Source organism: Nocardia sp. NPDC055029 (genome assembly GCF_053608525.1).
Genome location: NZ_JBSGVQ010000038.1, coordinates 1 through 12,064, shown reverse-complemented (window position 1 = coordinate 12,064; position 12,064 = coordinate 1). Strand labels below are relative to the sequence as shown.

Genomic DNA, 12,064 nt, shown 5'->3' with positions numbered 1-12,064 from the left:
TCCTACGAGCGCGCGCCGGGCCCGCAGCCCGTCCACCGGACCCGACGACGGCGTTCACCGGTAGTTGCTCACATGTGGATAACCCGGATTCAGCCGCGCAAACAGGCGAGGACCTCGTCCTGGAGCAGGCCGTTGCTCGCCACCGCGTCGCCACCGTGCGGGCCGGATCGCCCGTCCAGGGAGGTGAACGTGCCACCGGCCTCGCGGACCAGGATGTCGAGCGCGGCCAGGTCCCACAGCGACACCTCCGGCTCGGCGGCGATGTCGACCGCGCCCTCGGCGACCAGGCAGTAGTTGAAGAAATCGCCGTAGCCGCGGACCCGCCAGACCGCGTCGGTGAGGTCGACGAACTTCTCCCGCAGCCCCCGCTCGTGCCAGCCGGACAGGCTGGAGAAGGCCAGGCTCGCCGAGCCGAGATCAGGCACCGCCGACACCGAGATCGGCTTCGGCGCCCCGGGGTGCACCTGGACCCACGAGCCCGATCCCGCCGCCGCCCACCAGCGCCTGCCAAGGGCGGGCGCGCTCACCACGCCGACCACCGGAACACCGTCCTCGAGCAGGGAGATCAGGCTGGCCCAGACCGGCACACCGCGGACGAAGTTCTTGGTGCCGTCGATCGGGTCGACCACCCACTGCCTGCCGGTGAACTCGGCGTCGCCGCCGAATTCCTCGCCGAGCACGGCGTCACCGGGGCGTTCCTCGGCGAGCACGCGCCGGATCACCTGTTCGACCGCCAGGTCGGCATCCGAAACCGGGGTCAGGTCCGGCTTCGAGTCGACCTTCAGGTCGACGGCGCCGAAACGCACCCGCGAGATCGCGTCGGCCTCGTCGGCCAGTCGGAGGGCAAGGTCCAGGTCAGCGGAGTAGGCAGCCACTGGGAAAGTGTATTGGGAGCACCGGCGCGCTCGGGGTCGCGGCCCCTTGTGTCCCGCCGATCAGACACCCCTCGATGGCCGCCTACCCGACGGCACCTGATCGACGGGACGGCCACGTCGCCTAATAGCGGTCGGCGGGCGACACCGCGGACTCGGTCAGGCCGCGACCTGGGCGGCTCGTGCGGCCACCAGAGCGCTTGTCCACCAGTGCAACTGGTCGAGCAGCGCCCGTGCCTCCGCCTCGAACCCCGCGGGCTCACGCAGCTCGCCGTTCTCGTCGAAGAGCATGTAGTAGCGCGGGAACGAGACGTAGTTGCGCACGGTGTGGGCGTTGAGTTCGTTGAACACCTGGCGCAGGTGCTCGATCGCCAGCAACCCACCGGAGCCACCGCTGTAGCCGACGAAGCCGATGGACTTGGCGTCCCACTGGGTGTAATGCCAGTCGATGGCCGACTTCAGGGCGGCCGGGTAGCTGCGGTTGTAGTCGGGCGTGACGACGACATAGGCGTCGGCAGCGGCCAGCCGCTCGGTGAGATCGCTCATCCCGGCCGGACGCGGCATGTCGGGGTCAACCGCGGGCGGCACCGGCGGCAGCGCGGCGGGCAGCTCGGCCTCGGCCAGATCGATGACATCGACCTCGAAGCGCTCGTCGACCTGCTGTGCGAACCAATTCGCGACCACCGGGCCGAACCGCCCCTCGCGGACGCTGCCGATAATGATCGCGAGCTTCAGTCGCTGTGCGGACATGGTGTCCTCCTCTGTCGTTGCTCCGGCCCGTCCGGCCGATGCGTCAACATTCGCCCGCCACGAACCTGTCAGGGAGACCACGCTGAGAGTGGTAGTGGCACGGCCACTCTCGGCGCCGGGCGGCTGGGTACCGTCGATCAGGTGAGCGACAACGAACTCGGGCTGTTCCTGCGGACGCGCCGCGAGGCGGTCTCCCCGGCCGAGGTCGGGCTGCCCGCGGGTCAGCGCAGGCGCACCCCGGGACTGCGCCGCGCCGAGGTGGCGATGCTGGCCGGGGTGAGCGTGGAGTACCTGATCCGGCTCGAACAGGGCCGCGACCGGCACCCCTCCCCGCCGGTGCTGTCCGCGCTTGCCGACACGCTGCGGCTGAGCCCCCGCGAACGCGTGCACCTGCACCAGCTCACTAAAGGCATGTCCGGTTTCAGCTGTGGTGCCGCCGAGAACGGCCCCAACCGCACCGTCCGGCCCACGATCCGCGCGATCCTCGACCAGCTCGAACCCGCGCCCGCCGCGATCACCAACCGCTTCACCGAGGTGCTGGCCTGCACCGAGGGCTACCGCACGCTGATGGCGCCCAGCGGCCTGTTCGAGCAGGGCGAGCCGGCCAATGTGGCCCGGTTCGTGTTCACCCATCCCGGTGCGCGCGAGCTGTACCCGGACTGGGATTCCGCGGCCGACAAGCTGGTCGCCTCGCTCAAGCAGGGCCCGTTCCGCGCCGACCCGATGGTCGCCGCACTGGTCGACGAGCTCACCGTCACCGCGGGCAGCGCCTTCACCGATCGGCTGGCATCGCTGCCAGGGTTGCCGCCGTCGGGCGGGATCAACCGGATCAGCCATCCCGAGGCGGGCACCCTGCGCCTGGCCTACGAATCGCTGGATCTGTCCATCGACGACGACCAGTCACTGTATGTCCTGCTGCCCGCCGACGAGGCGAGCGCGACCGCCCTCGACCGACTGGTCGGGCGGCGCCCCGGCGGCCTGCGCGCCATCGCGAGCTGACCCGCGCGTGCCCCGGCGGGTGCGTGTGTTTCACCGTGTCGGAGGCGACCGGTAACCTTGGGAATCGTGCATCCTGACGTTATCGCCGACCTCGCCGAACTCGACACCACGCTCAAGACGGTCGAGTCGGTCCTCGATGTCGAGGAGCTACGCCGTCGCATCGACGAGCTCGAGCACCAGGCGGCCGATCCCGAACTGTGGAACAACCAGGACCACGCCCAGCAGGTGACCAGCGAGCTGTCGCACGCCCAGAGCGAGCTGCGCCGCGTCGAGGAACTGCGCCAGCGCCTGGAAGACCTGCCGGTTCTCTACGAATTGGCCGAGTCCGAAGAGGGCAGCGCCGCCGAGGAAGCCACCGCCGACGCCGACACCGAGCGCGCCGCGCTGCGCGTCGACATCGAGGCGATGGAAGTGCGCACCCTGCTCTCCGGCGAGTACGACAAGCGTGACGCGCTGGTCAACATCCGCTCCGGCGCCGGTGGCGTCGACGCCGCGGACTGGGCCCAGATGCTGATGCGCATGTACATCCGCTGGGCGGAGCGGCACAAGTACGTCGTCGAGGTCTACGACACCTCCTACGCCGAAGAAGCCGGCATCAAGAGCGCCACCTTCGCGGTGAAGTCGCCGTATGCCTACGGCACGCTCTCGGTGGAGATGGGCACGCACCGGCTCGTCCGGATCAGCCCGTTCGACAACCAGGGCCGCCGCCAGACCTCCTTCGCCGAGGTCGAGGTGCTGCCGGTGGTCGAGACCACCGACCACATCGAGATCCCCGAGGGCGAGGTCCGCGTCGACGTGTACCGCTCCTCGGGTCCGGGTGGTCAGAGCGTCAACACCACCGACTCCGCGGTCCGGCTGACCCACATCCCCACCGGCATCGTGGTGACCTGTCAGAACGAGAAGTCGCAGCTGCAGAACAAGATCTCGGCCATGCGCGTGCTGCAGGCCAAGCTGCTCGAGCGCAAGCGCCAGGAAGAGCGCGCGCAGATGGACGCGCTCAAGACCAACGAGGGCGCGTCGTGGGGCAACCAGATGCGCTCCTACGTCCTGCACCCGTACCAGATGGTCAAGGATCTGCGCACCAACTATGAGGTGAACAACCCCTCGGCGGTGCTCGACGGCGACATCGACGGCTTCATCGAATCCGGAATCCGTTGGCGCATGCGGGAACAGGCCGACGCGTAGCCACCTGTTCGCTCGCCCGTCCCGGGCGTGTTCGCGTTTGACCGGGCACCGAGACCTCGCTGTAACCTTTCGGGTGTGTGTTCGAGCCAACCGGAACTGTGTCAGCGCGAGCCCCGTCGACTGTCGGCCGGGGCGATGCGATGAGCGGCGTCCTCGCGATCAACACGGCCCCGGAGATCACCGGATGGCTGCGGTCGAGCGGGCTCGAGATCGTGCTGCTGATCGTCGGCGCGATGCTGTTCGGCCGGTTCGCCGCGTTCGTGCGCGACCGGGTGACCACCAAGATCGACGCCGGTTTCCACTCGAGCGACGCGCTGGTCCGCACCGAAGCGGCCAAGCACCGGCACGCCTTGGCCCAGGTCATCACGTGGGTGGTGCTGACCATCGTCTACGTGCTGGTCGGCATGGAGGTGCTGCGCAGGCTCGGCTTCGCGGTGACGGGTCTGGTCGCCCCGGCGGCGGTGCTCGGCGCCGCGCTCGGTTTCGGCGCCCAGCGGATCGTGCAGGACATCCTGGCCGGGTTCTTCCTCATCACCGAACGCCAATACGGCTTCGGTGACGTGGTACAGATCTCGGTCACCGGCTCCGCCGATGCGGCCGAAGGCACCGTCGAGGACGTGACGCTGCGCATCACCACCCTGCGCAATTCCGACGGCGAGGTGATCACCGTCCCCAACGGGCAGATCGTGAAGGTGACCAACCTGTCCAAGGACTGGGCGCGTGCCGCGATCGACGTGCCGGTGTCGGCGCAGGCCGACATCACCAAGATCAACGAGATCCTGCACGAGGTGTGCACCAAGGCCTACCAGGATCGCCGTCTCAAGCCACTGCTGCTCGACGAACCGTCTGTGATGGGTGTGGAAGATCTCTCGCTCGACGAGATGAACATCCGGATGGTTGCCCGCACATTGCCGGGCAAACAATTCGAAGTGGGGCGCGAACTGCGCGTGCGCGTCGCCGCGGCCCTGCGTAAGGAAGGTATCAGTGAAACCACGTAAGTCGACGGCGATCCTGATGGCCACCTGGGTGTCCACGTTCGTCGTCTACCTGTTCGTCAAGCCCGCCGAGACCGCGAACACCGGCCCGGTGTCGCTGCTCAACGCCGTCCCCACCTGGGTCGATCCGACGCCGTAGGATCGCTCACCGCCTCGCCGACGTCGTCCTGGGCCCGGTCACCGCGGGGGTCGCTGGCTACACTGGCTCCCCGTGATCACCATGCGCAACGTCACCAAGTCGTACCAGACATCGACGCGGCCGGCGCTGGACAACGTCTCCGTCGAGGTGGACAAAGGCGAATTCGTCTTCATCATCGGCCCGTCCGGTTCGGGAAAGTCGACCTTCATGCGGCTGCTGCTCAAGGAGGAAGCGCCGACGTCGGGCGAGATCCGGGTGGCCGATTTCCGGGTCGACCGGTTGCCGGGGCGCAAGGTGCCGAAGTTGCGGCAGCGGATCGGGTGCGTCTTCCAGGACTTCCGGCTGCTCCAGCAGAAGACCGTGGAGCAGAATGTGGCCTTCGCGCTCGAGGTGATCGGCAAACGGCAGCAGTTCATCGAACGCACCGTGCCCGAGGTGCTCGACATGGTCGGGCTCGGCGGCAAGGGCAATCGCTTGCCCTCGGAGCTGTCCGGTGGTGAGCAGCAGCGCGTGGCGATCGCGCGCGCGTTCGTCAACCGGCCGCTGGTGCTGCTCGCCGACGAGCCGACCGGAAACCTCGACCCCGACACCAGCGCCGACATCATGTCGCTGCTGGAACGGATCAACCGCACCGGCACGACCGTGCTGATGGCCACCCACGACAACCACATCGTCGACGCGATGCGCAGGCGGGTGGTGGAGCTCGACCACGGCAGACTCGTGCGCGACGAGGCTACCGGTGTCTACGGGGTGGGGCGATAATGCGACTGAGTTTCCTGTTCACCGAGGTCGCCGACGGTCTGCGCCGCAACATGACGATGACCGTCGCGATGATCCTGACCACCGCGGTGTCGCTGATGATGCTCGGCGGCGGCATGCTGTCGGTGCGGATGGCCGACAAGACCGAGAACTTCTTCATCGGCAGGCTCGAGGTGCGGTTCTACCTCGACGACGCCGTCTCCGACACCGACCCCGACTGCGCCGCCGAGCCGTGCAAGACGCTGCTCGCCGACCTGAAGAACACCTCGGGTGTGGAGAGCGTGCAGTTCCTCAACCGCGCCGACGCGCTGGAGGAGGCCAAGAAGCTGTTCGCCGATCAGCCGGAGATGGTGCAGTACATCGCCGACTCACCGCTGCCTGCCTCGCTGCGGGTGAAGATGACCGACGCCGATCAGTACCAGCACATCTACGACAGCTTCGCGACCAGGCCGGGCGTACGGATCGTCGCCAACGACAAGGAGTTCGTCGACCGGCTGGTCAGCCTGTTCGACGGCCTGCGCAATGCCGCGTTCGGGCTGGCGCTGGTGATGGCGCTGGCGGCGATGCTGCTGGTCTTGAACATGGTGCAGATCGCCGCGTACACGCGGCGCACGGAAGTCGGGATCATGCGTCTGGTTGGCGCGACGCGCTGGTATACCCAGCTGCCGTTCCTCCTGGAGGCGGTGGCGGCCGCGTTCGTCGGCTCGGTACTGGCGATCCTCGGGCTGGTCATCGCCCGCCCGCTGGTGATCGACCGGGCGCTGGGGCCGCTGTTCGACAGCAATGTCTTCCCGCGGATCACCGGTGACGACATCGCCGTTGTCGCGCTGACGATCGCCCCGATCGGCATCGTCTTCGCGGCGGTGACCGCCTATCTCACCCTGCGCTTCTACGTCAGGGAGTAGTCCCGCCACCACGCACCGCGATGGCGGGGACTCGTTGTCGGGTCCCCGCCATCGGCGTCCGCGCCGGCGAGCGAAGCGCCGAGCTGCGCGGTGAGTTCGGTGCGCTGGCGGTCCAGCTCGGCGATGCGCCGGTTCAGCTCGGCGCTTCGCTCGGACATGATCCGCACCGACATCTCACAGGCCTGCACCGGCCCGTCCGGATCGGCGCACGGCATCAGCCGGCCGATGTCCTCGGTGGTGAGGCCGGCCGCGAGCAGCTCACGGATCTTCGCCACGGCCGCCACCGCCGCCTCCGGATAACTGCGATACCCGTTCGAGTCGCGCTGCGGATGCAGCAGACCCTGTTCCTCGTAGTAGCGCAGCAGGCGCGTGCTGACACCGGTGCTCTGCGCGAGTTCGCCGATCAGCATGTGATCGCCCGCACGTTCGCCTTGACCTTCACATCCATGTGAATCCCTAACCTCCGTCGCATGACAACGATTCCCCTGCAGACGACCGTCCACGGATCAGGCCCCGGCATCGTCCTCGCCCACGGCGGTGGCGGTTCGATCGAGAGCAACTACGGCGTCGTCCTGGCCGACCTCGCCGCCGAGCACACTGTGGTCGCCTCCGACTACCCCGCCGACGACACCCCGCTGACCCTCGACGACCTGGCCGACGCTCTGGTGGCGGCCGCGGTCGACGCCGGCGTGCCGACCTTCACGATCGTCGGTTTCTCGCTCGGCACCGCCGTCGCCGTGCGCGCCGCCGCCCGGCACCCGGACCGGGTCACCGGCCTGGTGCTCACCGCCGGGCTGGCCGTACCCGACAACCGGGCCAGGCTGATCGTGCGGGCCTGGCAGGATCTCCTCGACCGGGGCGCACACGAGAGCTTCGCCCGGCTGGTGCTGCTCACCGGGTTTTCCGCCGAGTTCGTCAACGCGCTACCCGCCGCCGCGATCGAGGAGATGGTCGCGCAGACCGCCGCCGCGATCCCGGGCGGCACCCGGCAGCAGGCAGCGCTGATCGAGACGGTCGACACGACGGGCGATCTGCCGGGCATCACGGTGCCGACGCTGATCGTGAACACCACCGCCGATCTGCTCGTCGACCCGGCCAACTCCCGCGCGCTGGCCGCCGCGATTCCCGGCGCCGAGTACACCGAGATCGACGCCGGTCATGTGGTCATGGCCGAGCAGCCCGACGCATGGCGCAAGGTCCTGCTCGAATTCCTGGAGCGACAGGGTCTTTAACCGAGGGTGCGCAGCTGGGGCCACACCTGCGACCACGGCCGGATCGGCTCGCGGCAGACGAACAGCGGTTCGCCCTGTTCGTCGTTGTCGATCCCGAGTCCGTTGTCGAGCACGCCCGCCGATTCGACGATCGAGCACAAGCCGGTGAGCCGATCACGGTCGATACCGACGGTGAGCACCGTGGTCGCGGTGTCCGGCGGCGGACCCCACCACCAGTAGGCGTTGTGGCCCGAATACGGTGTGGGCAGACCGTATTCGGCGCCGTAGCGCTCGACGGCACCGGCTTCGCCGTAGTTCGCGGTGAGGACGGCGGCGCCCGGCGGGCGGGCTGCCGCCACCTGCGCGACGAACCGGGGCCAGCCGATCGTCTCCCCCGCGTCGTAGTTCACCGCGAGGACGGGAGAGCCGGGCAACTGCGCGACCGGCAGCACGGGCAGAAACAACACCGCCGACATCGCGGCATTCAATGCGATCACCGAACCCGCTGCCGCCCAGCGCTTTCCCTGATCACCGAGCGCCTCTGCGAGTCCGACCGACCCCGCCGCGAGCAGCACCGGATACATCCCGCCGAGGTAGTACGCCTTACCGCCCGCCGCCAGAAACAGCACGAACAGCACCCCGTAGGCGATCGGAAACGCCCGGTACCGCGAGTGCCACAACCGCCACAGCCCGTAGCCCCACAGCGGCACCAGCAGCGGGCCGAACAACCCGAACTGCGAGAGCACGAACATGATCGGCGAATCGGAGGTCCCCGACGAACCGCCCGCGATCGCCCTGCTCAAAGCCCACTGCGGCCAGCCGTTGGCCGCCTGCCACCACAGGTACGGCGCCGCGATCAACGCCGCGATCGCGACAGCCGCCGCGAAATACCTGGTGGCGAACACTTTTCGCTGCGGGGTCAGCAGCACCGCGACCGCGAGCGCACCGACGGGCACGACCACCAGCACCTTGTTCTGCACGCCGAGCCCGACCACCGCGCCGACCGCGAGCCACCACCGCGGATCGGCACCGCGCAGCAACTTCAGCACCAGCAGACAGATCAGCGACCACGCCGCCAGATCGAACACCGTCGTCCCGAACAGGTGCCCCGCCGCCTGCGCCATGGCCGCGCTCGCCACGGCACCGGCGGCCAGCGCCCGCGCGCCACGTCCCCCACCCAGCTCTGTGGCCATCAGCCCCGCGCACACCACGACGAAGGTCGCGGCGGCGATCGCGGGCAGCCGCAATACCCACAGCGCATCGGGGTCGATCGCGGCCATCAGCCGGGCCAGCGCGGGCGTCAGCGGCGGCTGGTCGGGATATCCCCAGTCCAGCCGGCGGCCCGCGGCCAGGAAGTACAACTCGTCACGGTGGTAGCCGTAGCGCGTCGTGGTGATCAACAGAACCAGGGCGAAAACCGACGCGATCACGGTCACTCGTCCAGACTGACACGAAATCACCGATTGCCGGTCCGTCGACGAGCTTCTTACTCCAGAGTAAGATAGACTTACCGAGGAGTAAGATAGCTGGGGTCACAAGCGCCCCGACAGCCGAGGAAATCAGGTGATGATGAGCACTCGAGACAGCGCGACGAAGCGACGTCCGAACGACACGTCCGCGGTCGGTCTCAGCCAGCCCAAGCGGGACTGGATGGGCGCCGCGATGCGCGCTTTGACGACCATTACCGGGTCGGAGCTCGCCGAGAAGTACAACCTGCGCAAGCCCATCGAACGCGTCACCTACGAGGGCACCAAGACCGGTTTCCGCACCCTGGGCGCGGCTACTCGTACCTTCGCCAAGGTCACCGGCGGCGGCCAGCCCAAGCGACTGCCCGACAACGAGGCCAAGTCCAAGGACTACTTCGACCTCACCCCGTCCGACGAGCAGCAGATGATCGTCGAGACCGTGAAGGACTTCGCCGGCGAGATCCTGCGCCCGGCCGCCTACGAGGCCGACAACGCGGCCAAGGCGCCGCGTGACCTGCTCGAGCGCGCCGCCGAACTCGGCATCACCCTGATCAACGTGCCCGAGGAACTGGAAGGCGCGGCCAGCGAGCGCGGCGCCGTCACCAATTCCCTGGTGGCCGAGGCCCTCGCCCACGGCGACATGGGTCTGGCGCTGCCGATCCTGGCGCCCAGCGGCGTGGCCGTCGCCCTGTCGCAGTGGGGCACCGACGCGCAGCAGCAGACCTACCTGCCCGCCTTCACCGGCGAGAACGTGCCGCAGGCGTCCGTGGTGATCAACGAGCCGCGCGCGCTGTTCGATCCGTTCGCGCTGCAGACCAAGGCCACCCGCTCCCCCAGCGGCTTCCGCCTCAACGGCGTGAAGAGCCTGGTCCCGGCCGCCGCCGATGCCGAGCTGTTCATCGTGGCCGCCGAACTCGACGGGCGCCCCGCGCTGTTCATCGTCGAGTCCGACACCGCGGGCCTGTCGGTCGAGGCCGACCCGAGCATGGGTCTGCGCGCCGCGGGCCTGGGTCGCCTCATCCTGGACAACGTGGCCGTCGGCGCCGACGCCGTGCTCGGTGACGGTGACGCCAAGGCGCGCGCCGAGGAGTACACCGACGCCGTGCAGCTGGCCCGGCTCGGCTGGTCGTCGCTGGCGATCGGCACCGGCCAGGCCGTGCTCGACTACGTGATCCCCTATGTGAACGAGCGCGAAGCGTTCGGCGAGCCCATCTCGCACCGTCAGGCGGTCGCGTTCATGGTCGCCAACATGGCGATCGAGCTCGACGGTCTCCGGCTCGTGACCCTGCGGGGTGCGTCACGCGCGGAGCAGGGGCTGTCGTTCGCCCGCGAGGCGGCGCTGGCGCGCAAGCTCGCCACCGACAAGGGCATGCAGATCGGCCTGGACGGCGTGCAGCTGCTCGGCGGCCACGGCTTCACCAAGGAACACCCGGTCGAGCGGTGGTACCGCGACCTGCGAGCCGTCGGCGTTGCCGAGGGCGTGGTGCTGGTCTAGTCGGTCCGTCTTCGATACCCAGGAGAATTCCATGATCAACCTCGAACTCCCCAAGAAGCTGAAGGCGAGCGCCAACCAGGCCCACCAGGTCGCCTCACAGATCTTCCGTCCCATCTCCCGCAAGTACGACCTCGCCGAGCACGCGTACCCGGTCGAGCTCGACACCATGGCCGCCATGGTCGAGGGGCTCGCCGACTCCGGCACCCAGAAGATCGGCGGCGCCGCGGGCGGCCGCAACGACGAGGCAGGCGAGACCGACATCCTCGCCAATGCCAACGGCGGCAACATGTCCGCGCTGCTCAACGCGCTCGAGACCTCGTGGGGCGACGTCGGCCTGATGCTGACCATCCCCTACCAGGGTCTGGGCAACGCCGCGATCGCCGCGGTCGCCACCGACGAGCAGCTGGCCCGCTTCGGCAAGGTGTGGGCCTCGATGGCCATCACCGAGCCGTCCTTCGGTTCCGACTCCGCCGCGGTCACCACCACCGCCGTCCTCGACGGTGACGAGTGGGTCCTCAACGGCGAGAAGATCTTCGTCACCGCCGGTGAGCGTTCCACCCACATCGTGGTGTGGGCCTCGGTCGACAAGAGCCTCGGCCGTGCGGCGATCAAGTCGTTCGTCGTCCCGCGCGACGCTCCGGGTCTGTCGGTGGCGCGGCTCGAGCACAAGCTCGGCATCAAGGCCTCCGACACCGCCGTGCTGCTGCTGCAGGACTGCCGCATCCCGGCCGACAACATCCTCGGCTCGCCGGAAGTCAACGTGGAGAAGGGTTTTGCCGGGGTCATGCAGACCTTCGACAACACCCGCCCGCTGGTCGCCGCCATGGCCATCGGCGTCGCCCGCGCCGCGCTCGAGGAACTGCGCACGATCCTCACCGAGGCCGGTGTCGAGATCTCCTACGACACCCCCGCGATGAACCAGCACGCCGCCGCGGCCGAATTCCTGCGCATGGAAGCCGATTACGAGTCGGCCTACCTGCTGGCCCTGCGCGCCGCCTGGATGGCCGACAACAAGAAGCCCAACTCCCTCGAGGCTTCCATGTCCAAGGCCAAGGCAGGCCGCACCGGCACCGACGTCACCCTCAAGGCCGTCGAACTCGCGGGCACCCTGGGCTACTCCCAGCGCCTGCTCCTGGAGAAGTGGGGCCGCGACTCGAAGATTCTGGACATCTTCGAAGGCACCCAGCAGATCCAGCAGCTGATCGTGGCTCGCCGCGTCCTCGGAAAGACCAGCGCCGAGCTCAAGTGAGCTGGTAGACAACGCGAAAACCGGTGCGAGCCTCGACGG

General features: G+C 68.6%; 13 protein-coding genes. 9 read left to right on the top strand and 4 right to left on the bottom strand.

What is annotated here, in order from left to right; translation table 11 throughout:
- Positions 1-89: 89 nt before the first annotated feature.
- Positions 90-875, bottom strand: coding sequence for a histidinol-phosphatase (gene hisN / locus ACWF9G_RS27015; protein WP_379309466.1), 786 nt, complete (start codon positions 873-875; stop codon positions 90-92).
- Positions 876-1,031: 156 nt separating this feature from the next.
- A complete protein-coding gene (locus ACWF9G_RS27010) occupies positions 1,032-1,622 on the bottom strand; it encodes an NADPH-dependent FMN reductase (RefSeq protein ID WP_452518698.1) in 591 nt (196 codons plus the stop codon).
- 141 nt (positions 1,623-1,763) lie between these two features.
- On the opposite strand from ACWF9G_RS27010, the gene ACWF9G_RS27005 reads away from it, so the two are divergent.
- From ACWF9G_RS27005 to ftsX, 6 genes are all read left to right on the top strand, one after another.
- On the top strand, positions 1,764-2,621 hold the full coding sequence (locus ACWF9G_RS27005; RefSeq protein WP_379309464.1) for a helix-turn-helix transcriptional regulator: 858 nt from the start codon (positions 1,764-1,766) through the stop codon (positions 2,619-2,621).
- A 66-nt stretch (positions 2,622-2,687) separates the two neighbouring features.
- Positions 2,688-3,806 (top strand): peptide chain release factor 2, encoded by a 1,119-nt coding sequence (prfB, locus tag ACWF9G_RS27000; protein ID WP_379309463.1) that lies wholly within the window; start codon positions 2,688-2,690, stop codon positions 3,804-3,806.
- A 140-nt stretch (positions 3,807-3,946) separates the two neighbouring features.
- Positions 3,947-4,804 (top strand): mechanosensitive ion channel family protein, encoded by an 858-nt coding sequence (locus ACWF9G_RS26995; protein ID WP_379309462.1) that lies wholly within the window; start codon positions 3,947-3,949, stop codon positions 4,802-4,804.
- Complete coding sequence (locus ACWF9G_RS26990) at positions 4,791-4,940, top strand: hypothetical protein (RefSeq protein WP_365034010.1); 150 nt, start codon at positions 4,791-4,793, stop codon at positions 4,938-4,940. The genes ACWF9G_RS26995 and ACWF9G_RS26990 overlap by 14 nt, the downstream gene beginning before the upstream one ends.
- A gap of 72 nt (positions 4,941-5,012) precedes the next feature.
- On the top strand, positions 5,013-5,702 hold the full coding sequence (gene ftsE, locus ACWF9G_RS26985; RefSeq protein ID WP_379309461.1) for a cell division ATP-binding protein FtsE: 690 nt from the start codon (positions 5,013-5,015) through the stop codon (positions 5,700-5,702).
- Entirely contained in the window at positions 5,702-6,604 is a 903-nt protein-coding gene (ftsX, locus tag ACWF9G_RS26980; RefSeq protein WP_452518695.1) for a permease-like cell division protein FtsX, read from the top strand. Before ftsE ends, ftsX begins: the two co-directional genes overlap by 1 nt.
- On the opposite strand, the gene ACWF9G_RS26975 is transcribed toward ftsX, so the two are convergent.
- The gene (locus ACWF9G_RS26975) at positions 6,589-7,014 is read right to left on the bottom strand and encodes a MerR family transcriptional regulator (protein WP_452518693.1); all 426 of its coding nucleotides are present in this window, start codon (positions 7,012-7,014) and stop codon (positions 6,589-6,591) included. The genes ftsX and ACWF9G_RS26975 overlap by 16 nt on opposite strands.
- Before the next feature lie 60 nt (positions 7,015-7,074).
- Here ACWF9G_RS26975 and ACWF9G_RS26970 point away from each other — a divergent pair, with 60 nt between their 5' ends.
- Positions 7,075-7,836, top strand: a complete 762-nt coding sequence (locus tag ACWF9G_RS26970; RefSeq protein WP_452518691.1) for an alpha/beta fold hydrolase — start codon at positions 7,075-7,077, stop codon at positions 7,834-7,836.
- Here the strand turns inward: ACWF9G_RS26970 and ACWF9G_RS26965 are convergent.
- Positions 7,833-9,251: a glycosyltransferase family 39 protein gene (locus ACWF9G_RS26965; protein WP_452518689.1), complete on the bottom strand. Its 1,419-nt coding sequence runs from the start codon at positions 9,249-9,251 to the stop codon at positions 7,833-7,835. The two genes, ACWF9G_RS26970 and ACWF9G_RS26965, sit on opposite strands and share 4 nt — an antisense overlap.
- A gap of 130 nt (positions 9,252-9,381) precedes the next feature.
- On the opposite strand from ACWF9G_RS26965, the gene ACWF9G_RS26960 reads away from it, so the two are divergent.
- Positions 9,382-10,776, top strand: coding sequence for an acyl-CoA dehydrogenase family protein (locus ACWF9G_RS26960; RefSeq protein WP_379309456.1), 1,395 nt, complete (start codon positions 9,382-9,384; stop codon positions 10,774-10,776).
- Positions 10,777-10,807: 31 nt separating this feature from the next.
- Complete coding sequence (locus ACWF9G_RS26955; RefSeq protein ID WP_189026904.1) at positions 10,808-12,025, top strand: acyl-CoA dehydrogenase family protein; 1,218 nt, start codon at positions 10,808-10,810, stop codon at positions 12,023-12,025.
- Positions 12,026-12,064: the final 39 nt, after the last annotated feature.